The 21,381-nt window shown below is 48.3% G+C and carries 21 protein-coding genes; 8 read left to right on the top strand and 13 right to left on the bottom strand.

The window, feature by feature from the left end:
* Positions 1–114: 114 nt before the first annotated feature.
* From STSP1_RS07430 to STSP1_RS07470, 9 genes are all read right to left on the bottom strand, one after another.
* Complete coding sequence (locus tag STSP1_RS07430) at positions 115–447, bottom strand: DUF5320 domain-containing protein (RefSeq protein ID WP_085755751.1); 333 nt, start codon at positions 445–447, stop codon at positions 115–117.
* 28 nt (positions 448–475) lie between these two features.
* The gene (locus STSP1_RS07435; protein WP_085755752.1) at positions 476–883 is read right to left on the bottom strand and encodes a NifB/NifX family molybdenum-iron cluster-binding protein; all 408 of its coding nucleotides are present in this window, start codon (positions 881–883) and stop codon (positions 476–478) included.
* Between the two features lie 181 nt (positions 884–1,064).
* Positions 1,065–2,408 carry a sigma-54 interaction domain-containing protein gene (locus tag STSP1_RS07440; protein WP_085755753.1) on the bottom strand — a complete coding sequence of 448 codons (1,344 nt, stop codon included), beginning with the start codon at positions 2,406–2,408 and terminating at the stop codon, positions 1,065–1,067.
* Between the two features lie 35 nt (positions 2,409–2,443).
* The gene (locus STSP1_RS07445) at positions 2,444–3,175 is read right to left on the bottom strand and encodes an HAD family hydrolase (RefSeq protein WP_085755754.1); all 732 of its coding nucleotides are present in this window, start codon (positions 3,173–3,175) and stop codon (positions 2,444–2,446) included.
* A gap of 322 nt (positions 3,176–3,497) precedes the next feature.
* Positions 3,498–4,247 carry an SDR family oxidoreductase gene (locus tag STSP1_RS07450; RefSeq protein WP_085755755.1) on the bottom strand — a complete coding sequence of 250 codons (750 nt, stop codon included), beginning with the start codon at positions 4,245–4,247 and terminating at the stop codon, positions 3,498–3,500.
* Positions 4,228–5,244: an NAD-dependent epimerase/dehydratase family protein gene (locus STSP1_RS07455; RefSeq protein WP_161491667.1), complete on the bottom strand. Its 1,017-nt coding sequence runs from the start codon at positions 5,242–5,244 to the stop codon at positions 4,228–4,230. The genes STSP1_RS07450 and STSP1_RS07455 overlap by 20 nt, the downstream gene beginning before the upstream one ends.
* Positions 5,245–5,531: 287 nt before the next feature.
* Complete coding sequence (gene hflX / locus STSP1_RS07460) at positions 5,532–6,845, bottom strand: GTPase HflX (protein ID WP_161491668.1); 1,314 nt, start codon at positions 6,843–6,845, stop codon at positions 5,532–5,534.
* 14 nt (positions 6,846–6,859) lie between these two features.
* Positions 6,860–7,624, bottom strand: a complete 765-nt coding sequence (uppS, locus tag STSP1_RS07465) for a polyprenyl diphosphate synthase (RefSeq protein ID WP_085755758.1) — start codon at positions 7,622–7,624, stop codon at positions 6,860–6,862.
* Between the two features lie 11 nt (positions 7,625–7,635).
* Positions 7,636–8,913, bottom strand: coding sequence for an adenylosuccinate synthase (locus tag STSP1_RS07470; protein WP_085755759.1), 1,278 nt, complete (start codon positions 8,911–8,913; stop codon positions 7,636–7,638).
* Between the two features lie 946 nt (positions 8,914–9,859).
* Here STSP1_RS07470 and STSP1_RS07475 point away from each other — a divergent pair.
* The 8 genes from STSP1_RS07475 (at position 9,860) to STSP1_RS07510 (ending at position 16,162) form a co-directional block, all read left to right on the top strand.
* A complete protein-coding gene (locus STSP1_RS07475; protein WP_085755760.1) occupies positions 9,860–10,186 on the top strand; it encodes an ArsR/SmtB family transcription factor in 327 nt (108 codons plus the stop codon).
* Between the two features lie 69 nt (positions 10,187–10,255).
* Positions 10,256–11,728: a permease gene (locus STSP1_RS07480; protein ID WP_085755761.1), complete on the top strand. Its 1,473-nt coding sequence runs from the start codon at positions 10,256–10,258 to the stop codon at positions 11,726–11,728.
* 76 nt (positions 11,729–11,804) lie between these two features.
* The gene (locus STSP1_RS07485; RefSeq protein WP_085755762.1) at positions 11,805–12,602 is read left to right on the top strand and encodes a universal stress protein; all 798 of its coding nucleotides are present in this window, start codon (positions 11,805–11,807) and stop codon (positions 12,600–12,602) included.
* Between the two features lie 14 nt (positions 12,603–12,616).
* Complete coding sequence (locus STSP1_RS07490) at positions 12,617–14,158, top strand: BCCT family transporter (protein WP_085755763.1); 1,542 nt, start codon at positions 12,617–12,619, stop codon at positions 14,156–14,158.
* Between the two features lie 74 nt (positions 14,159–14,232).
* Positions 14,233–14,466 carry a thioredoxin family protein gene (locus STSP1_RS07495; protein WP_085755764.1) on the top strand — a complete coding sequence of 78 codons (234 nt, stop codon included), beginning with the start codon at positions 14,233–14,235 and terminating at the stop codon, positions 14,464–14,466.
* Between the two features lie 56 nt (positions 14,467–14,522).
* On the top strand, positions 14,523–14,996 hold the full coding sequence (locus STSP1_RS07500; protein ID WP_226997469.1) for a thioredoxin family protein: 474 nt from the start codon (positions 14,523–14,525) through the stop codon (positions 14,994–14,996).
* Between the two features lie 4 nt (positions 14,997–15,000).
* The gene (locus tag STSP1_RS07505; protein ID WP_085755765.1) at positions 15,001–15,696 is read left to right on the top strand and encodes a cytochrome c biogenesis CcdA family protein; all 696 of its coding nucleotides are present in this window, start codon (positions 15,001–15,003) and stop codon (positions 15,694–15,696) included.
* 25 nt (positions 15,697–15,721) lie between these two features.
* Positions 15,722–16,162, top strand: a complete 441-nt coding sequence (locus STSP1_RS07510; protein ID WP_085755766.1) for an arsenate reductase ArsC — start codon at positions 15,722–15,724, stop codon at positions 16,160–16,162.
* Between the two features lie 57 nt (positions 16,163–16,219).
* Here STSP1_RS07510 and STSP1_RS07515 read toward each other — a convergent pair whose 3' ends face one another.
* From STSP1_RS07515 to STSP1_RS07530, 4 genes are all read right to left on the bottom strand, one after another.
* Positions 16,220–17,644: a DUF3748 domain-containing protein gene (locus tag STSP1_RS07515; RefSeq protein ID WP_161491669.1), complete on the bottom strand. Its 1,425-nt coding sequence runs from the start codon at positions 17,642–17,644 to the stop codon at positions 16,220–16,222.
* Between the two features lie 4 nt (positions 17,645–17,648).
* A complete protein-coding gene (locus tag STSP1_RS07520) occupies positions 17,649–18,752 on the bottom strand; it encodes a hypothetical protein (RefSeq protein WP_085755768.1) in 1,104 nt (367 codons plus the stop codon).
* A gap of 3 nt (positions 18,753–18,755) precedes the next feature.
* Positions 18,756–20,342 (bottom strand): sodium:solute symporter family protein, encoded by a 1,587-nt coding sequence (locus STSP1_RS07525; protein WP_085755769.1) that lies wholly within the window; start codon positions 20,340–20,342, stop codon positions 18,756–18,758.
* A gap of 67 nt (positions 20,343–20,409) precedes the next feature.
* Positions 20,410–21,357 (bottom strand): dihydrodipicolinate synthase family protein, encoded by a 948-nt coding sequence (locus STSP1_RS07530; RefSeq protein ID WP_085755770.1) that lies wholly within the window; start codon positions 21,355–21,357, stop codon positions 20,410–20,412.
* Positions 21,358–21,381: the final 24 nt, after the last annotated feature.

A 21,381-nucleotide genomic window follows, 5' to 3' on the forward strand; every position in this document is an offset into this window, starting at 1 on the left:
AATGTTTTTTAATTGCATTTTATAAGAGAATCAGGCCCTCCGGCAGGGGACACCGGAGAACCTAACCTCTGTTATATAGAAAGGGTAAACCGATTCATCTAAACCCTGCATCGGTTACTTTAGAGATTCAAGTCTCTTTTCAATCTGGCTCATCTGTTCTTTGAGCTGGCTTAGATTGTCTTCTAATACCTGCTTCTCAGTTTCCGTATCCATCTGAGGCTGGCCGTAGGCAGGGGCGTTATAAGCGCCGTATGCCGGGGCCTGATATGCTCCGCGTCCAAAGCCGAAGCCTCTGCCGAGGCCTCTGCCCATTCCGCGTCCGCCGCCTCTGAATCCAAAACCGAAACCGTTCATAAATCCCGGTACAGGGTTGCCTGTGCAGTATCCAGCTGCTCTTCCTGTCATTGGCCCGAGTCCTGCCGGGCCTGTTCTGTCTCCTCTTGGCATAATAAACTCTCCTTTCGTAAAGTTTAATTCAAAAATCTTGTCTTCTCTGATTAAACCCTCTTCCCGCTTTGCCTTTCCGCCTTCGCCGGCCGCCTCTTCCGCGGCAGCCGGGCATAGCAAAGCTTGCGGCAGTGAGGCTGTTGCTGAGCCAGCCTGAGAGCACCTGCTCCACATCGCCGGCAATAAATCCCAGCACCTCAATCCCGCTGCTGAGGGCAAATTCCTGAGCAGGCCAGGAAATAGCTCCGCAGATTAAGTGATCTACTCCTGCTTCCGCCAGGAACGAAACCTTCTCAAACGGGCTCGTTTCCGGCAGAACTACTTCACTTCTTGAAAGCTCACTGCCTTCCGGCGAAACGTCGATTATTACCGCTTTGCCGGCGGCATCAAATACCGGAGCAATCCGGCCTGCCCATATTGTAATTGCTAATTTCATACCGCTGTTGTTTATACAATAGCTGTGCCAAATGGGCGAAGAAATATGAGAAAATGCGTAAGATGTTAATTATAATGCTTTTATAAAAGGAGATGGATGAAGAGCTTATTAAAAGTTTTGGCTGAGCAGGTGCAGCAACGCTACTTTAACGCAACGGGTCAGTAGCAAAAATGCAACTGTGTTATTCTATTCCGAGCTTGTTTAGCTTCCGATAGAGCGTAGTTTTATGTATGCCCAGCTCTTTTGCAGCGGCGGTTTTGTTGCCGTTGTTTCTTTTGATAGCCGAGAGGATGGCGTTTTTCTCGCTTTGGTCTGTTTGCATACGTATGGATTTGCCCTTTGGATTTTCATCGGTTTTCCCGACTATTCCAGCGGGCAGGTGGGTGAGGGAGATCCTTTTGCTGTTGCATAAGACGAACGCCCTTTCAATAGTGTTCTCCAGTTCGCGCACGTTTCCGGGCCAGCTGTAATTCAGGAACGCCGAATACACCTCCGGTGTGATTCCGGGAACAGCCCTTCCATAGAGGCAGTTGTATTTTTCTACAAAGTGGTCAGCAAGCAGGGGGATGTCTTCTTTTCTGTCTCTAAGGGGCGGGAGGTTCAGGGTTATCACGTTGATTCGGTAGTAGAGGTCTTGCCGAAAGCTTCCCTTTTCAACAAGTTTCGAGAGGTCTTGATTTGTGGCCGCTATAACGCGTGCGCTGGTTTTTTCGGTCTTGTTGCTCCCGAGCGGTTCGTAGCAGCGTTCCTGCAGAACCCGGAGCAGTCTCACCTGCATTGCAGGGCTTATCTCGCCAATCTCATCGAGGAAGATTGTTCCCTCTCCGGCGGCTGCGAAACGTCCGGGCTTGTCGGTATCTGCGCCTGTAAAAGCGCCTTTCTTATAGCCGAAAAGCTCGGATTCAAGCAGCGTATCGGGCAGCGCTCCGCAGTTTACAGCTACAAACGGGGCTTTGCTGCGTGTGCCCATTTCGTGGATTGCCTTGGCGAGCACTTCCTTTCCCGAGCCTGTTTCTCCTGAGATAAGCACAGTGCTTGGGCTTCCGGCTACTGCCCTTGCAAGCTCCATCACAGAGCACATCGAGCTGCTGTGGCTGATGAATCCCCCAAGGCTGCACTTTCCCTTGAGCTCGCTTCTAAGTGTTTCTATTTCGCTGAGGTCGCGGAATGTTTCAGCTCCGCCGATTATTTTGCCGTTTTCGTCGCGTAATACAGCAGTGGAAACGCTCACGGGGATGCGATTCCCGTCTGCATCCACAATATAACCCGTACGGTTTATCAGGGGTTTGCCTGTCTCCAGGGTTTCTCTAAGGGCGCACTGCGCCTCGCACATATTCGAACGGAAAACATCCCAGCAGAAACTCCCCACAGCGTCCTCTCTGGAAATGCCTGTTATCTGCTCTGCAGCACGGTTGAAAGAACATACAAGCCAGTTCAGGTCAACCGTAAAGACCCCGTCGGAGATGCTGTCTAACACGGCATCGCCGCAGGCGGTGAAGGCAGGTTTGCGTTTTGAGTTGGCCATTTTACTGCTTCGGCTTTCTTAAAGCCTGCCCGGCGTCAGCATTCGGCGGAAATCAATCCGGGCAGCTCATCAAGTGAATTTATTACCTTAGCGTTTTCCGGAATCTTCTTGCCCTCATTTGTATGAGCTTTCTTGAGTACGGGAAGCATCCCGCATCCTATTGAGCCGGCTATATCAGTTTCGATTTTATCGCCCACAAACACAATCTCGCTGAAATCAGCACCGATTTTATCTGCGGCCGATTTGAATATTCGCTTGTCCGGTTTACGGAATTTGTAGTTGCACGAATAAACCCGTACGGGGAAATGTTCTAAGATGTTTAATTCTCTGAGGTGATGGTCGAGGGCTTCTGCGCCTGCGTATGTGTTTGATACGATCCCGAGGCTGAGCCCCATCTCTTCGAGTTTGTCTATAGTTTCACGGAAATTTTTTTCAACCTGCCCTATTTCCATCAGCGGGCTGTACCATATACGAAGCAGCTCAAGCCATTGCTGGTGGGTGAGCTGATGCCCGAATTTTCTGCCGGTTTTCTTCAAAACATCCATCGCATCGAAGTCGTTGCCCGTAATATCAGACCACATCAGCTTGAGCTTTATGGTTATCAGGATTCGCCTGATGTAATTCTTCATCGACGGAAGCCTCTGGCCGAGATTGGATAGATATCGGTAGCTGTCCTCGCAGGCCTTTTTTATGAGCTCTTTCTGGTCGAACGGGCCGAAGTTTACTATCGTATCACCAAAATCAAATAAAACCGCTCTGTATTTCACCTATTCACCTGAATCTTAAATTTTCTTTCAGCTCTTGGAATCTTATAACTATAAGACTCTTCCGCCAGCGGAGCAGAAAGCCGGTAGTCCCGTTTATTCAGCCCGCTGCCTGAGACACTTCTGCAGAAAGCATTATATTTTTTTCTGCTTCTGCTTCAATAACACTTATTCAGCAATGAAGCGGGCAATATTTTCGGAAAAACCTTTCCGGGCAGAAACATAAAAGCCGTCCAGAAATCAGTTTAATCTTTATGTTATATCGGGTTGTATTGGCAGGCTCCACGCTTCATCGCAAAAATCTCATTGAATCTTACGGCTGAGATTATGAGAAAAGCATTGAGAAATAGCCTCTGATGCGTTTGAGGGAGTTTTTCAGCACAACAGCGGCGGTTCTAAGGAAGCTTCCCGAGGCGATTGCAGCAGCGTGGTCTGCGATATCTCGGGCTGAGAGCATTTGCCCTTTGGATGGGCGTTTTTCGTAGCCGTGGGAATCGAAGAACTCGGTATCCACTCTCGCAGGGTATATGCTTGCAGTTTTTATCCCGTATTTTTTCGCCTCCCAATACAGCGACCACATAAAACCCGTAACTCCGTGCTTTGAGGCCCCGTATGCCGCAAATCCGGGAGCGGGTAAAAGCCCAATCATCGAGGATACAGTAATAATCTTTCCGTTTATGCTTCTCTGTTTCATTATTCTGAGCCCCTCCCGAGAGCAGAGAAACACGCCTGTAAGATTTACGGCCAGCGTTTTCTGCCAGTCTTCCAGCTTGATATCAGCTATGTCGGCCTTGAGCCCTCTTCCGGCATTGTTCACTAGAATATCCAGCGAGCCGAACCTCTGCACAGCCACATCAAAAAGAGCTCGAACATCGCTCTGATTTGTGATGTCTGCCTGCACAGACAGGCACTGGGCATTCGGCGGCATTTGGGCGGCAGTCTCGTCGAGTTTATCGGTGCGGCGGGCAGCTATCACTACCCTGCAGCCCTCTTCTGCGAGCTTAACAGCAATCTGCCTCCCGATTCCGCTGCTTGCACCTGTAACAACCGCAGTCTTACCCTTCAAGCAGTCCATATTCCTCCATCCATTCCACGATATCCTTAACGGTTGTTTCGAATTTGTATTCGGGTTTCCAGCCGAGCTTTTCTGCGGCTTTGCTGTTGTCGAAATAACGGAATTTGAAAGCAGAATGAATATTATCCGCTGTAACCGGCAGATTGCATGGGCAAAACTTCTCCAGCATAAGCGTTGTTAGATACATCAGGCCTTCGAATTTAGGGCTTATGGTTTTGGTTGGAGGAGGCGTTCTTAAGAATTTAGATATCGCCGTATTGATCTCCGGAAATGTGAGGTTATATCCGGATAGAATCAGATGCTTCTCCTGCGTCTGCGTTTTCACGGCTTCGGTTATACCCCTTGCAACATCCCGCACGTCAACCACATTCGTCCCGCCGGGCAGTGCAAATTTGAGCTTCTTCCGTGCAATCGCATTAACAAGCTTTACCGAGTTTAGTCTGTCGCCCGGGCCAAGCATAAGACCCGGGTAAATTATAGTATAATGCTTGCCTTTAAGGATCTTTGAAACCTTCTGATCTGCAAAGTGTTTGGAGAGGCTGTAGTGTTTATTGTGCCGGCTTGCCTCGCCCCAGTCGAACTGGAAATCCTCATCAACAGGTTTATTCCTGTCGTTGCCGTATCCAATCGCTGCCACAGAGCTGATTTGGATGTAATGAGAAACGCCGGCATCCCTTGCCAGCGAGGCAACGTTTTCAGTGCCTTTAGTGTTTATGTCGTAGAGCTGCTGCTTATCTTTGATTGAGAAAGAAACCTTACCCGCCAAATGAATAACAACATCCGCATCAGCAAAATCATTCTCGATCGAGCTTTTCCTGCAGATATCCCTGCCCGTTCTGAGCACTACTCTGTCAGATTTTGTGAGCTGGTCAACAAGCTCATCATCGCATCTTACATCGACGATCTTCAGTTTGGTTTCGGGCATCTGCTCCAGCAGTAAATCAACCAGATACCTGCCCAGAAAGCCGCAGCCGCCGGTGATTAAAATATTCTTCAATTTTGCATCCTGTGGTATGGAGTTAGCAAATCCGAAATACGTCTTACAGGATTATATTTGCAAATATGATAATATTCAAGCTTTACTCTCCCAATTCACTGATATGATGACTGCAATATTATCCCCAAGGCTTTTTATAAACAGCTCAGGGATTAGCGCCAGCGGACGGGATTGAGATTTTTTGACGCTTGAGTAATGAAGCCTTCGCGAAGAATAATATTCTTTAAAACCCTTTGAGAACTTCTTGGGCTTAGGGCAAAAAACAAAAAATCTGTGCAGTCAATAAATTATTCTATCTCTTCAATGCTTTCCGGCTGCAGGGAGCGGAGCTTATCGAGATTTTTTGAGCCGATAACCACCTGCTGAACCATATTCATCTGTTCGATGTCTGTCTTTTCGATATCGGCATACCTCTTCAGAAAGCCCTGTATTTTGCCCTCCTGCACGCTGTAAACCACCTTTACCCTCCGTCTGCTCCCGTTGATTCTGCGGGTTATCTCACGAACGGCCGAATCGATGTTGTAGCCTGTTTTCGCTGAAACGGCAATCGCATCGGGAAATGCAGCCTTCAGTGTGTCCAGAGTGGAAACGCTGACGGGAATCTCCGATTTGTTCAGCAGAACTAAGATGTCTTTCCCGCCGCAGCCGATATCCTCCAGCACGCTGTTCACGCTTTCAATCTGTTCAAAAACGCTCTCGCTGCTTACATCCACGACATGCAGAAGAAGATCTGCGCTGAGGGCTTCGGAGAGGGTTGCCTTAAACGATTCCACGAGCTGGTGGGGCAGTTTACGAACAAAACCCACCGTATCGCTGAGAAGTGCTTCTGCTCCGCTCTCGAGCTTCCATCTCCTTGTTCTGGTATCGAGAGTGGCGAAGAGCTTATTCTCCTGCACTACTCCCGCATCTGTTACAGCGTTCATAAACGTGCTCTTGCCGGCATTTGTATAGCCTACAAGGCATATCTTGAATGCCTCGTGGCGAGATTCGATTTCGCGGTCTTTTCTTTTCTCAATCTTCCTGAGATCCGCCTTGAGCTCAGAGATTCGCTTGTTCACGAGCCTTCGGTCTATCTCAAGCTGTTTCTCTCCGGTACCCCTCGTGCCAATACCGCCCACAGCTCCGATTCCGCCGGAGGCTGCTCCTGTAACCGTATCAAGGTGAGACCACATCCTCGTCAGACGCGGGTAGGTGTATTCAAGCTGAGCCAGCTCCACCTGCAGCCTCGCCTGCTTTGTTCGTGCACGGGTGGCGAAGATATCGAGGATAAGTTCGCTTCTGTCTATCACCTGCGTTTCAAGGATGTTTTCGAGGTCTTTGATCTGCCCTGGTGATAGGTCGTTATCGAATATAACAAGGCTTGCGTTTGCTTCTTTCGCACGCTTGCCGATGTATGCGGCTTTTCCTCTGCCGATATAGGTGGAAGGATTGATTTCGTTAATCTTCTGCTGGAGCCGATCTACGATAATCGCTCCTGCTGTTTCAGTTAGTGAGGTGAGCTCGTGGAGGTTGTCGTTTTCTTTTTCGTTTCCTCTGATTATCGCCCCAACGAGCACTGCCCGCTGTTTTTGAACTTTGAGCTGTTCTCTGATATTATCCAATATTCATTCCGGATTTAAGCTTTAATATCTCCCATTCTTCTTTCCCTTTCGCCTAGGGTTTTAACGGCCTCAAACATCTCTTCTCTTGTGAAATCAGGCCAGAGAGTTTTTGTTACATAATACTCCGAATAGCTGGACTGCCAAAGCAGAAAATTGCTTATCCTCATCTCGCTTGAAGTTCTTATTATAAGGTCAGGGTCAGGGTATTCAGAGGTGTAGATATTCTCAGAAATCATCTGTTCTGTGATTTCTTCCGGGGTTAGGCTCCCGCTGGCGATTTTTTCCCCAAGCTTCTTCACCGAATCAAGAATCTCCTCTCTTCCGCCGTAATTCAGGCAGAGACCGAGGGTGAGGCCGGTGCCGGATTTGGTGGCTTCGAGGGTGTTATCGAGCTCTTCAAGGAGGAAATCGGGCAGGCCGTCCCGCCTGCCGAAATGAGCGAGCTTCATATTCTTCTCCACCAGATCACCGCGCACTGCCACGAGGTATCTTGTGAAAAGCTGCATAAGATAATCGATCTCCATCTCAGGCCTGCGCCAGTTCTGCACACTGAAACAGTATAGAGTTACACATTCACAGCCGATTTCCTGAGCAGCATCGCAGATTGTTTCAATCTTTTTTGCCCCTTCTCTGTGGCCGTGGAATCTTGGCAGGTCTCTCTGCTTTGCCCATCTGCCGTTGCCGTCCATAATTATGCCGATATGCCTCGGCATTTTCTCAGCAGGCAGGCCGATCTTTTCAGCAGCCTGTTTTCTTACAGCTTCAAAATTATTTCCCATTCAGTCAGCCATTATTTTTTATAAATAATCTGGTCTCTTCTCGGGCCTGTGCCTATCATACTCACTCTAACACCTGTAACCCTTTCTATCGCTTCTATATATTTTTTGGCATTCTCCGGAAGCTTTTCATACTCTTTCACCTCCGAGAGGTCTTCATTCCAGCCCGGGAGGGTTTCGTAAACGCACTCAGCCCTCTCGAGGTCTCCCGCATCCACAGGGAAGAAATTCGTCTTTTCGCCTTCAAGCATATAGCTCGGGCAAATCTTCAGCTCGTCCATGCCTGCAAGCGTATCAAGATGCATCACAGCAAGCTCGTTTATCCCGCCTATGGCAGCTGCGTACCTTGCGGCAACTCCGTCGAACCAGCCGCATCTTCTCGGCCGGCCGGTGGTTGTTCCATATTCGTTGCCCTTATCTCTGATGAGCTGTCCTGTCTGATTGTCCTGCTCGGTTGGGAAAGGCCCTGAGCCTACGCGAGTTGTGTATGATTTTACAACTCCGAGAAAGCGATCTACCTTACCTGCCGGTATGCCCGAGCCGGTGCTCATACCAAGGGCTGAGGCGTTGGAGCTGGTAACAAAGGGGAATGTGCCGTGGTCAAGGTCTAACAGTGCGCCCTGAGCGCCTTCAAACAGCACCTTCTTACCCGCGTCTATCGCCTCGTGGAGGTATTTAGTTGTGTTGCATATATATTTACCCAGCTTTTGGGAATATGTTTGGCAGCTCTGGTAAACTTCTTCAGGATCAATCGGCTCTGCGCCGTAAACCGCCTCGAATACCTTGTTTTTATAGTCTGTTATCTTTTTGAGCTTGCTTTTCAGCTGCTCAGGTCTTCTAAAATCTGCCATCCGAACTGCAAAGCTTCTGCCGATCTTATCTGCATAGCAGGGGCCTATGCCGCGGTTGGTTGTTCCGATTTTGTTCCTGCCGAGTGCTGATTCCCGCAGGGTGTCTTCAAGCTTGTGGTATGAGAGCACAACATGCGCATTTTCGCTGATAAAGAGCCTGCTTGCAAAATTGAAGCCCTTCTGCTCAAGACCCTCAAGCTCTTTGAGAAAGATCTCCGGATCGAATACTACCCCGTTGCCTATTACGCAGGCAGTATCCTCTCTCACCGCGCCGCTCGGCATAAGGTGGAGGGCGAATTTCTGATTATTTACTATTACAGTATGCCCAGCATTTGCCCCGCCGGCAAAGCGAACTACCACATCACACTGCTCGGCTAATATATCTACGACTTTGCCTTTGCCTTCATCTCCCCACTGCAGTCCTGTAACGCAACAATTCATATATTGTTCCTTGCTATATATACAGTCAAAAGCCGCAGCAGGAACACTCTGCCACGGCTTTATCGAATTCTAACCGAAAAATTGATAATTTCAAATTATTTTGCCGTGGTAAAAGTTTTTGTGTGCGACAATATTTTTTGGCAAAGCTTTTTAAAGCCGAATCTGCCCGCTTGTTTTCCGCCTGCGGCGGAGAGGCAGCGGAGGAAACGGAGGGGAGATATTTTTAGCCGCTAATCAGCACTAATTTTCGCTGATGATTTTGCCACGAGCTGCTTGCCACGAGCCACAGGCCACTATCTTTATCCCATCCTTTAAATCCTTGCCCCGTAGCCAAAGCGGTTGGGGGCTGTTAATCCTGTCTAATTTATCACATCCTCTCCGTTATCTCCGCTTCCTCCGATGTTTAACTCTCTTTTACATCAGAGAAAACATTTTCATAAATGAGGGGGAAAGCTCTCTGCCGGCAGGGCGCTTCAACGCAATACATCATCTTGCTCTGATGTGGACAGTGTTTTTTTTACACAGAGATAGTCCGCCTGCGGCGGAGAGGCAGCGGAGGAAACGGAGGGGAGATATTTTTAGCCGCTAATCAGCACTAATTTTCGCTGATGATTTTGCCACGGGCCGCTGGCTGCTTGCCACAAGCCAACTTGCCACGAGCCACGCATCAATAAATGGGTAACTGTCCCTATATTTGGCAGCGGGGAAGAAAATCGCGGACCTGCACGAACAAGCAAGGCATTGATAAAAAAAAGCATGGTGCGATACTTAATGGAAAAAATAAAAACCATTCAACAAGTTCGCACCATGCCGGAACCCTATCCTAATTATAAAACTGCTCTGTTCTGAATTCAACGATTAAGTTCATTTTTTTATTTTTCTATTGAACAATATTAAAGCTGAGTTATTATATGAGTAAAACGTAACACTGTAACGGAGATGAATTTTGAAAACAGAGACAATGCAGCTTTATGAGCTGAAAGCTGAGATAATTCAGGCGGCGGCTCACCCGCTTCGCCTCGCAGTGATTGATTTTCTTGCGGGCGGTGAGCAGTGCGTATGCGATATCGCCTCTCATCTGGGGGCTAAGCGGTCTAATGTTTCAAGGCATCTTTCAATGATGGTGAGGGCAGGCGTGCTTGAGAGCCGCAAAGACGGGCTCAAAATGATGTACTCGCTAAAAACGCCCTGTATCGTAAATTTCCTTGATTGCGTGGAGCAGGCTCTCAGAGAGCGAATCCAGAGCCAGAGCAGTTTGCTGGAGAGCGAGTAAAAAATTTTTCAATAGTTATGTGAGTATTTCGTCGTATAGTAATATATATTGTAAAGAGGACTACAGAATATGGACTGGAAAAAGGAATGGAAAAAGTTGGCAGTTATCGTCGCTGTTTTCCTTGGGTGTTTCTATCTGCCCGCAGGCTGGGGGCGTTTTGATAATGCAGTAATGGAATCGCTTCATCTTATTAAATGGTATGCTCAGGAACACGTGCTGTTATGCCTTATTCCTGCGTTTTTCATAGCTGGAGCTGTTTCGGTATTCGTCAGTAAGGCTTCTGTGATGAAGTATCTCGGGGCAAAGGCCAACAAAATTCTCGCTTACGGCGTTGCCTCGGTATCCGGCACAATCCTCGCAGTTTGCTCATGTACAGTTTTGCCGTTATTCTTCGGTATATACCGAATGGGGGCCGGTCTCGGCCCTGCGGTTGCCTTTCTTTATTCCGGGCCTGCAATAAACATCCTCGCGGTAATCCTCACAGCGAGAATTCTCGGCCTTGAGCTGGGAATAGCCCGTGCAGTTGGTGCGGTTGTTTTCAGCGTCGTAATTGGCCTTACAATGCATTTTATCTACCGAAAAGAAGAGCTCGAAAAGGCTGACGGCCAGATGAATATGCCCGAGCCAGAGGTTTCCCGTCCTCTCTGGCAGAACGGACTGTTTTTCGGCGTGATGATAGGGGTTTTGGTATTCGCAAACTGGGGAGCTCCTAATGATTTCCATTTCAAAACCGAAAACGGAGAAACCTTCCGAGCGGCAGTAATAGAAAGCCCTGAGCATTCAGGCAGAGAAGACGGGGCTTACGTTCTAAAAATTCTCGTCGGGGAAAATGCCGGCGAAGAGGCTGAAATCAAGGCTGAGAATATTGCAAGCAAGGAAGCTGCCGCCGGCGCTTGGACAAGCATCTGGAAGCACAAATGGGTGATTACTTCCGTTTTTGCCGTCGCTCTTGCGGTAATACTGATATTCTGGTTTTCAATTCCTGCTTGGAAAATTATAGTCGGTGCAGTGCCTGTTGGTATTCTTGCTTTTGCCCTCCCGATGGAAGGGATGATGGTGATGATTCCATTTTCTGCAGGGGTGATAGCCCTTTCCTGGGCAGCGAGCACTACAGAAGGCGAAGCGGAGGAGTGGTTCAGCTCTACGTGGTCTTTTGCCAAACAGATTCTGCCTCTGCTGTTTTTCGGCGTAATCGTGGCAGGTCTTTTGCTTGGAAGGCCAGGGAATGAAGGCCTGATTCCCTCGGAATGGGTGGCCAGCGCGGTAGGCGGAAATTCGGTCTCCGCAAATCTTTTCGCCTCAGTGGCGGGGGCATTTATGTATTTCGCCACATTGACAGAGGTTCCGATTCTCCAAGGGCTCATTGGAGCGGGGATGGGCAAAGGCCCGGCGCTTGCCCTGCTTCTTGCAGGTCCGGCTTTGAGCCTCCCGAATATGCTGGTAATCCGTTCAGTGATGGGAACAAAGAAGACGCTCGTTTTCATAGCGCTGGTGATCGTGATGGCCACTATTTGCGGAATAATTTTTGGAAGTTTCTTTTAAAAACGCTCGCATTCAATTATGATATTGCAGGCTAAGCCATTTTTGGAACTAAAAACTGTAAAGGCAGCAATACCTGATGTTAAAAACTGCTGTAATAAAATTAGACCTCAAAGAACCCGCAGAAAAGCTGCTGGAGATGGCGGAGTTTATGCGACATTTCGGCACAAAAACCCTGCATATAATTTCTACAGCGGACAACCACAGAAACCGCAAGAGCATCAATGAAAAAACCGAAGAAGCGGCGGAAAAATTCCGCAGCCTTGGGTACAACGCTCAGGTTCATATCCGCAGAGGCAATTCAGCTACACAAACGCTCAAACTCGCTGAGGAATTAAAAGCTGATTACATCGGCCTCTACTGGATTCCCGCCGGCGTGATACGAAGGGCTCTTCTGGGAAGTGTGGATGCGGAGATTCTCTGGCGGGCGAGGATACCTGTTTTTGTGTATAAACGACGGGGATATCTCGATAAGAAAAAGAAACTCGAGAGCCTTCTCTATGCCACCGACTTTCAGGAAACCGACAGCAAGGTGCTGCCGTATCTCTGCCATCAGCAGAATCCCGCTGTTAAGCTTTATCTGCTCCATGTTGGTGAGCGTGCGCCGGATCCGTATGCAGAGCAGCAGAGGCGGGAGCTTGCGAAAAAGAATCTCGCCCGTCTTGCGGAGAAGTGCAGCAAGGCTTTCGGATCGGTTGAACAGATTGAAGTGGTGGGCTGGCCGAAAAGACGCATACTCTTTCAGGCTTGGAGCAAGGATGTAGATCTTGTGGTTCTGGGGCAGTCTGATAAATCAAGCACCTTCGAGAAAATCCTCGGCTCCACTGCTGAGGCTGTGGTTCATAAATCAAGGCGTAATGCGCTGCTTATTCCGTAGATAGAGGTTTGAGGATGCATTTTGCAAAAAAGAATCTGGTTTTTATTGTCTCGCTTATAAGCGCAGGTTCGCTGATTCTGATTGGCGCATTCAGCCCCAGCCTTCTTGATAAGGCATCCGGGACAGTTTATCAGTCTATCATTGATAATTTCGGTTGGTCTTACCTGATAGCGGCATTTTTCTTTCTCGTTTTCAGTATATGTATTGCATTCAGCCGATTCGGCAGCATTAAGCTGGGCAACGACTACGAAAAGCCCCAATACTCATATTTCGGCTGGTTCAGTATGCTTTTTGCAGCAGGGATGGGGATTGGTATTATCTTCTGGGGCGTGGCCGAACCCATGAGCCACTACCTAAACCCGCCGGACTACATCGATCAGCAGTCTGGAACTGCGGCAAATTTCGCCATGCAGTACAGCTTTTTCCACTGGGGCCTCCAGCCATGGGCGGTTTATATCACGATGAGCCTTTCCATTGCTTATTTCTCGTTCCGCAGGGGAATGCCCACGCTTATCTCGAGCTGTTTCTATCCGCTGATAGGCGAGCGTATTTACGGCACTCTCGGATATCTGATCGACATACTTGCAGTCTTCGCCACGCTTTTCGGAATCGTTACTTCGCTCGGGCTCGGGGCGATGCAGATTACCAGCGGGCTTGGCTCGGTGTTTGGATTTGCCGATTCCTTCGGGATTACGGTGGTGATAATCGCAGCGGCCACTGTGCTTTTTCTGATATCGAGCATGACAGGGCTTGATAAGGGCATCCAGATACTCAGCAAAATGAATATCCTGCTTGCCATACTCCTTCTGCTTTTTATGTTCATCGTTGGGCCAACGAGCTTTATAATGAACACCTTCACAAACACCCTTGCAGATTATATGTCTAACCTGCTGGATATGAGCCTTTCAACAAACCCATTCAGGAGCTATCAGTGGACTCAGACATGGACGATTTTCTACTGGGCATGGTGGATATCATGGTCGCCGTTTGTGGGGCTGTTTGTGGCGAGTATATCAAGAGGCAGAACTATACGGGAATTTATCATTGGAGCCCTGCTCGTTCCAACAATCCTCAGCTTCGCATGGTTCAGCGTGTTTGGAGGTTCGGCCTTCAGCCTTGAGCTGGGCGGAGCAGAGATTGCTTCTGTTGTATCGGAAAACGTATCTGCGGGACTCTTCGAAGTGTACAACCACTTCCCGCTGAGTGCGGGGCTCTCGCTGGTTACAGTTATGCTGCTGGGTGTTTTCTTTGTAACCTCAGCAGATTCTGCTACCTACGTTTTGGCGATGATGACCTCTAACGGGAAGCGGTCTCCCTCGGCCGGCAAGAAAATTGTATGGGGGCTCACCGTTTCGCTCACTGCCGTAATACTGCTCAGTTCAGGCGGTCTGCACGCCTTGCGGAAGATGTCTATCGCTGCTGCACTGCCGTTTACTCTGATTATGCTGTTTATGAGCTGGAGCCTGCTGAAAGGCCTCAAATACGAATACAGCCAGAGAAACCATGAGCAAATCAAAAAACAAATCGCCCGATCAAAAGGCGCACAAGAATCCTGAAAGCGTTAATTTGGGCGCCGATTTAAGCGAATGAGCATACAAATTTATAGTCAATTTTATTAGGAAACTCAAAAATGAAAAAGATTCAAGTTTTAGGTACAGGCTGCCCAAAGTGCAAAAAGCTGGCTGAAAATGCTGAGGCAGCTGCTGAAGAGCTCGGTATCGAATACGAAATCGAAAAGGTTACCCAGCTCAACGATATAATGCAGATGGGGGTTATGATGACGCCCGCCTTAGCGATTGACGGGGAAGTGAAGGTAACCGGAAAGACTGCTTCCCCTGATGATATCAAAGCGATGCTTGCCTGATATCTATTCGCAGTTAGAAAAGAATTTCAACCTCAATAAGCAATTAGGGTGATTCTATGAACAAAACAGGAAAGATAATTACCGTAGCTGTGCTTATCGCAGTCGTGGGTATTGTGATAGCAATGAAGCAGAAGGACAATTCTCCAGATGCCCAGAGAGCTTCTGAGAACTCGGCAGATGTTCAAGCAAACCAGACCCCAGACCAGCCTGAAAAAAGCGAATCAAAACAGGACGCAGAAAAGCTGCCTCATTTGATCGATTTAGGTGCTGGCAAGTGCGTTCCGTGCAAGATGATGAAGCCCATTCTTGACGAGCTCAAGCAAAACTACAATCAGCAGTTTAAGATAACTTTTATTGACGTATGGAAAAATGAAGATCAGGCTAAGAAATATGATGTGAAGATGATCCCCACTCAGATTTTCTATGATGCTTCCGGCGAGGAGCTTTTCAGGCACGAAGGTTTCTATTCAAAAGAAGATATCTTGAGCAAGTGGGAAGAGCTCGGCATAGAGATACAAAAAGAAAGATAGCTGTATGCAGGAGCTTTTTACCCAATTAACTCAGGCCGTGGAAGGCGCGTGGTACTTTGCAGTTGCAGCCTCGTTTATCTGGGGGATATTAAGCATAATCCTCAGCCCCTGCCACTTAGCCAGCATACCTCTGATTGTGGGCTTTATCGACGAGCAGGGGAGGATGTCTGCAAAGCGGGCGTTCTGGATATCAACCTTGTTTTCCGCGGGCATCCTGATCACCATCGCAGCGATTGGAGCTGTTACCGCGTTTGCCGGAAGAATGATGGGAGATGTGGGCAGATACGGCAACTATTTTGTGGCGCTGATATTCTTTGCCGTAGGGCTGTATTTGCTTGAGGTTTTGCCGAATCCGTTTTCTGCACCCGGGCAGGTTGGTATGAAACGCAAAGGTATGCTTGCAGCATTTATCCTCGGCCTTGTTTTCGGCATCGCCCTTGGCCCGTGCACATTTGCGTATATGGCTCCTATGCTGGGAGTAACTTTCAAGCTGGCATCCACGAATCTCAGCTACGGCATACTCCTCCTGCTGGTTTACGGCATAGGCCACTGCTCTGTTATTGTATTTGCCGGAACATTTACAGAGGTTGTTCAGCGGTATATGAACTGGAATGAAAAATCCAAAGGTGCTGTGATTTTGAAGAAAATCTGCGGAGCGCTTGTGATTTTAGGCGGGCTCTGGCTGATTTACACCGCCTGAGAACTAAAAACAACAAAGGTGATCTATGGAAAATACAGAAAAGCTCAAAGTTTTGTTTCTATGTACCGGCAATTCCTGCCGCAGCCAAATGGCGGAAGGCTGGGCACGGCATCTGAATAATGACTGCATTGAACCTTATTCTGCAGGCATCGAAACGCACGGCCTGAATCCAAATGCTGTGAAGGTGATGGCTGAGGCCGGCCCGGATATCTCCGGGCATCTTTCAAAACACCTTGATGAGCTGAAAAACGTTGATTTTGATTTCGTGGTAACCGTATGCGGGCATGCAAACGAAAACTGCCCTATGTTCCCGGGGAAAGCCAAAGTTGTCCATGTTGGCTTTGATGACCCGCCTAAGCTCGCTGCCGATGCCGTCTCAGAAGAAGAGGCTCTAAATTGCTATCGAAAAGTAAGAGATGAGATAAAAGAATTTGTCCTAAAAATGCCCGAAGCGCTGAATCAGTGATAGGCTTTCAGCGGGATCTTTATTGAAACAGAATTGACAATCTTTTGTCTAATCCGCTTATGAGTTTGTATCTTCGCTCAGGGTGAGCAGGAATATCTGGCGGTACTGCTTGCCTGATTCAGCAGTATCCAGATTGAATGCTATCATGCTGCCATCTCTGCTCCAGCATGGGTTTATTGGGTGGCTGGAAAATCTTTTTGTTAGCCTTGCCGGCTCGCACGGTCTGCCGTCTTTTATCTTCAAAGCAAATACGCTGTTATCGCATACGTAGCAGACGGCATGGCTGCCGGGCTTCCAGAAGAAGGTGTCCTGCACGCTGGTATCGTGTTTTGTGAGCTGGATGGGCTCGCCTCCTGCAGGCGAAACGGCGAAAAGCTGCACCACCCCCTCGTTATCTTTTGCAAGATATGCGATGTATTTTCCATCTGAGCTTGAGAGCACCCAGTGCCGCGGGCTCAAAACGATGCCCGGATATTTTCTCTCGCCGGTATAGGTGAGCCGTCTTTGCTTTACTCCTTCCGGCGGCGAAGGCATTTGCGTTTTCGTGCCTTCAATTGCCCCATTCCTGCCGGAGGTTTGGATATTCTCTGGGATATCTGAGATGAACAGCTCAACTAATTCTTCCCCTGATTCAGTTTTGAGTTTGCCTAAATATGCCTGAGCGGGCTGGTATGTCCCGTCTTTTTTACGATACCCATTTTCGCCAACCCATGCATTGCTGAAAGCCCTGCTTATCTGATTTGAACCGGGCTCTGGATCTGGCACAACACTTGAGACAACCACAGAAAAGCACCTGCCCGAATTGTTTTCAGTTTCAGTATGCCCGGACACCTCTACCGGCGTCCCTCTTTTCATAACGCCAACCGTGCGGAGATTGAGCTTTCGGCCTGTTTTCTCCTCGAGCTCTGCCATTACCGCATCGTTGTATGTAAAGCCGATCCACTCGCCGCAGCCGCTGAACTGATGGGCGTGGGTTCCGCCCCGCAAAGCGCCGGGTGTGAATGGGGGGTAAACATCTCTTGCATCCATATAGATCCCCTTGCCGGGGGCAGCATTTTCATCCACCATAACGCAGGTTCTGCGGTGCAGGTCGTAGGGTCGGGATTTGGAGGCGTTTTTTATGCCTCTTATGAAAATGATCTGATCTTTGAACGGGTGATATGCAGGCGTTCCGCAGCCCGGGCCGTATTCATTCTGCCCGGGCACTTCATAAACCCTCTTTATCTTTCTGTTTTGCGTATTCACCTTTTCGATATACGGATTTGAGCCCATAAGCGGCCCGTCCGCCCGTGTATCGTAAACGATCCATTTCCCGTCCGGCGAGAAGCCGCCATAAGGGCTGATGTAATGGTTTTGCGTCTTAGTTGTAAGCTGTTTTAAGTTTGCAGTTTCGGGCAGATTGTTTCTACTGCCTCTATCTAACTTTCCGGCTGAGAGGGATGCTGCTGTTATAAGTAAAACTGTTAAGACAGATTTTTTCATTCTCTTACCCCGCCGAAACAGACTGCTCATATTCTTTCGATATATCATCGCAGAGCCTGATAAATTCAATAACTTTCTCATCTTCGGTATCAGATTCGATATCCGCAGCTACGATATCGCAAGGCCCGTATTCTGCGGCTATTTTCAAGAGATCTTGTTTAATTTGGTTTATATCTTTGTTTTTCACGTCCATAGGGGTGTACATAAGCGATCTTCTTGCGTTCGGGAAGAGCTGCCTTGCCCTTTCCAGATCGGAGTCAATTCCCATATCGATATATGCTACGCTGGGAATTTTGGAATATTCATTCAGGTACGGAGTTGCGTTCCAAGCGCAGTTGTGCAGGCCGAAGCAGTTGTCTCTTTCGGCAATTTTTATGTCCTGAGCGAGCAGGAATTCCCTGTACTGCTCGGGGGCAATCATATTCACAAGGCAGTTGCTCACATTTGAGAAGCTGTTTTCGAAGCCGCTGTCGCTTTGTATTTTCTGCACGATTGTGCTAGCCTCAAGCATCGTCCTGCATATAACATCGAAAAGATGCCGGCATCTTTCGTGATTATCGAACATATCGAGGAAAAGATCCTCGCCACGAATCCTTTGGGCATTGTTCAGCACTCCCTGCCAGTTCATAAAGCCCTTGATGATTCCGTGTTTGTTTCTTATTGCTTCAAGCTGGCCGAGCAGATTCTGGAAAATTTCGCTCTTGTACAAGTCTGGGACTTCGAGATTGTCAATCTGCTCTGCTGAGAGATAGTCTTTGCTGGTGCATGGCCAGTTGTCGCTGGAGTAAACAATCGGTATGCCGAAAATTGCTGAGATAATGCAGGCGCCGAAAGTGCCGGTGAGGATATCAGGCTGCATCTCGGGCTGATCTATCGCTGCGATTGACGAGCCCGGGAAACGCACCTCCAGCTCTCTTCTCATCAGTTTTATTGTTTCCTCGCGGTAGTCTAAGTCCGTATGCCATTTTTCACCAAAATCTATCTCCAGCGTCTGACGGTACCATTTCGGGGTGAAGCCGATTTCCGGCCTGAGCCAAGGGAGCTTGCCTTTTGCCGGACGTCTTGTGGCTGGGGCTGCGGGTGCTATATAGCTTATTAACTGCTGCATATTTTAAGCCTTTCTTTTTACAAATCTGCTTATCAGCAGCCCTGATACAAGTATTACCATCGTTCCGAATACGGGAATAAGGAAGGAATGCAGATGGCTTTTCAGGTGATCCGGAAGCGCTCCAATCTTTGGTGATAATGTCATATATGCTATAACTATCAGCCCCATTATCACTGACGCAGCAGCGATTGGGCTGTTTGCCCTTCTGCTTATCAGCCCGAGCAGGAAGAGCCCGAGCATACCGCCTCCGAATATACCTGCCAGCGTCCACCACGCATCAAGCGCGCTGGTTATGTTCACCAGCAGAAGCGCTGTTCCAGTTCCCAAGAGTCCCCAGAGGATTGTTGCGGTGTAGATGGCAAGCATAGACTGCTTCTCGGTGGATTTTTTATTGATAAATCGCTGATACCAGTCCGTTGCGATCAATGTTGCAGAGGAGTTCAAACTCGTTGATACAGTACTCATCGCTGCTGCAAATATAGCGGCAATCAAAAGCCCCGTTACGCCTACGGGGAGCTGTTTGCCGATGAAGTGCGGAAATACCTTGTCTCCCATTTCAGAAATAGTAACAGACTCAGCCCTTTCATCAAGCATCTCTCTAAACCCTGCGTCGCTCTCAGAGACGTTTTCTCTTAAAAGCTGCTGCTCTGCTACAGTATATCTAACTTCCTGCATATACTCAGGGTGAGTTTGATAGTAGGCATAAAGCTGAGTTCCTATGAAGAAGAATACCGCTGATACCGGCAGATAAAGAAGGCCGCCGAGCCAGATGCTTTTTCTCGCTTCTTTCGTGTTTTTAGAGGCGATGTAGCGCTGGATATAGCTTTGGTCTATACCGAAATTCTGAAGATTTATCACCACTCCATAAACCAGTACAACCCAGAAAGTTGCGTTGGTGAGCGATGGCCCGAAGCTTCCGAGGCTGAATTTATCATTAGCCGCAGCTATCTCAAATACCTGTGCAGGACCTTCGGGCATATTAAAAAGCATTATGGCCGAGCAGGCAACCGCACCAACCATCAGAACAATAGCCTGAAGCGCATCTGCCCAGATAATCGCTGCAATACCGCCAACGAATGAATAAACCGTAACAGAGAGACCTGTAACAAGGATGATAAGCCTTATATCTTTACCAAGAAGCACGCTCAGAGGCAAAGCCATCAGATACATCACAACCCCCATACGTGCAAGCTGAGTAAGCACGTAGAAGAAGCTTGCGTACATCCTCGCCCACGTTCCGAATCGGTGTTCAAGGTGCGCATACGCTGAGACTTCCCCCGTCCTTCTGTAGTAGGGCAGGAAAAACTTCACAGCAATCCACGTTGCCACAGGAATCGAAAGGCTGAATACAAACGGGTTCCAGTTTCCGCCGAACGATTTGCCCGGGAGCCCGAGAAAACTTATGCTGCTCAAGTAGGTGGCGAATATTGAAAGTCCGCAAGCCCAGCCGGGCAGAGCTCTGCTTGCTGCTGTAAAACCCTCCACCGATCTGCTTTTTCGGTAGAAGTAGAAACCGATTCCCATAGTGAGCACAAAATAGAGAGCGAGAATCACCCAGTCTGCGCCGGTGAAATACGTTTCAACTTTCATAGCCTATTGGTCTCCTGTTAAAATTAATTTTGAGGCCATTATAATCTTTGAAGCCCTTTGCAGGCAACTATTTATTCTGCTCAATGGCAGAATAATCACAGCCTATACTGCTGAGCTCTTCATTGTTTTCAGAAAGAAATTTCTTAATCCGCTCTCTTTGAATTTTATCTGCCGGCAGAAGAGGGCTGGCAATGAAATCCGGACACAGATTTTTCTCGTATAGAGCATATTTAAGGCCTGAGATATAGCTTGGCTCATAAATGTTTTCAGCCATTTGAGCTACAAGACTTTTACAGTATTCAGATGCAGCTGCATCTTTAGCTTCTAAAGACTGGAAGAATCTTGCAAAAAGGTTAGGGTAAATATTCGCCCCGCCTGTGATTCCGCCGTTTGCCCCCGAAGCTACAGCCTCATCAAGCAGCATTTCCGGCCCAATCATTACAGACCAGTCCGGACGGACAGCCTTGAGCTCTAAAACCCGGCGGAAATAATCCATGTCCGCAGAGCTGTCTTTCACTCCGATTATACCGGGCAGCTCTGTGAGTTTTCTGAGCGTTTCAATCTCGAAAACCGTCTTAGTGCAGCTGGGCATATTGTAGAGAAAAATAGGCAGCTCTATTTTTTCGTGAAGGTCTTTGATGTATTCACAGAGCTCGTTCTGTGTGATGGGGAAATAGTAAGGCGCACATACAACTACAGCGTCCGCTCCGTTCTCTTCAGCCTCTCGCGCAAGCTCAAGCGTGTCTGTAATTGATGTAGTTGTGATCCCCGCAAGCACCAGCAGCCGCTGGTTTATAATTCTGCAGCTTCGCTGAATTACCTCTTTTTTCATCCGCAGGCTGAGGCTCGCTGCCTCGCCGGTTGTTCCGAGAATAAAAAGACCGCTCACACCGCCTGCGATTATGTGTTCTATGAGTCTGCCCAGCTTTTCTGTATCAAGCTTTTCATGAGACTCCAGCGGTGTAACCAGCGGCGGGATTATTCCCTTGTACTGTTTGTCTTTTTCTAAAACCATAATAATTCCTGATTCTTCTTGATT

This window comes from Sedimentisphaera salicampi, assembly GCF_002117005.1.
GTDB classification, from domain to species: Bacteria; Planctomycetota; Phycisphaerae; order Sedimentisphaerales; family Sedimentisphaeraceae; genus Sedimentisphaera; species Sedimentisphaera salicampi.

Bases quoted from the DNA above. Each gene is read 5' to 3' on its own strand.
- STSP1_RS07430 (WP_085755751.1), bottom strand. From the start codon at position 447: ATGCCAAGAGGAGACAGAACAGGCCCGGCAGGACTCGGGCCAATGACA.
- STSP1_RS07450 (WP_085755755.1), bottom strand. From the start codon at position 4,247: ATGGACTGCTTGAAGGGTAAGACTGCGGTTGTTACAGGTGCAAGCAGC.
- STSP1_RS07495 (WP_085755764.1), top strand. From the start codon at position 14,233: ATGAAAAAGATTCAAGTTTTAGGTACAGGCTGCCCAAAGTGCAAAAAG.
- STSP1_RS07480 (WP_085755761.1), top strand. From the start codon at position 10,256: ATGGACTGGAAAAAGGAATGGAAAAAGTTGGCAGTTATCGTCGCTGTT.
- STSP1_RS07485 (WP_085755762.1), top strand. From the start codon at position 11,805: ATGTTAAAAACTGCTGTAATAAAATTAGACCTCAAAGAACCCGCAGAA.
- STSP1_RS07435 (WP_085755752.1), bottom strand. From the start codon at position 883: ATGAAATTAGCAATTACAATATGGGCAGGCCGGATTGCTCCGGTATTT.
- STSP1_RS07470 (WP_085755759.1), bottom strand. From the start codon at position 8,913: ATGAATTGTTGCGTTACAGGACTGCAGTGGGGAGATGAAGGCAAAGGC.
- STSP1_RS07500 (WP_226997469.1), top strand. From the start codon at position 14,523: ATGAACAAAACAGGAAAGATAATTACCGTAGCTGTGCTTATCGCAGTC.
- STSP1_RS07490 (WP_085755763.1), top strand. From the start codon at position 12,617: ATGCATTTTGCAAAAAAGAATCTGGTTTTTATTGTCTCGCTTATAAGC.
- STSP1_RS07510 (WP_085755766.1), top strand. From the start codon at position 15,722: ATGGAAAATACAGAAAAGCTCAAAGTTTTGTTTCTATGTACCGGCAAT.
- STSP1_RS07520 (WP_085755768.1), bottom strand. From the start codon at position 18,752: ATGCAGCAGTTAATAAGCTATATAGCACCCGCAGCCCCAGCCACAAGA.
- STSP1_RS07530 (WP_085755770.1), bottom strand. From the start codon at position 21,357: ATGGTTTTAGAAAAAGACAAACAGTACAAGGGAATAATCCCGCCGCTG.
- STSP1_RS07525 (WP_085755769.1), bottom strand. From the start codon at position 20,342: ATGAAAGTTGAAACGTATTTCACCGGCGCAGACTGGGTGATTCTCGCT.
- STSP1_RS07505 (WP_085755765.1), top strand. From the start codon at position 15,001: ATGCAGGAGCTTTTTACCCAATTAACTCAGGCCGTGGAAGGCGCGTGG.
- uppS (WP_085755758.1), bottom strand. From the start codon at position 7,624: ATGGGAAATAATTTTGAAGCTGTAAGAAAACAGGCTGCTGAAAAGATC.
- STSP1_RS07440 (WP_085755753.1), bottom strand. From the start codon at position 2,408: ATGGCCAACTCAAAACGCAAACCTGCCTTCACCGCCTGCGGCGATGCC.
- STSP1_RS07515 (WP_161491669.1), bottom strand. From the start codon at position 17,644: ATGAAAAAATCTGTCTTAACAGTTTTACTTATAACAGCAGCATCCCTC.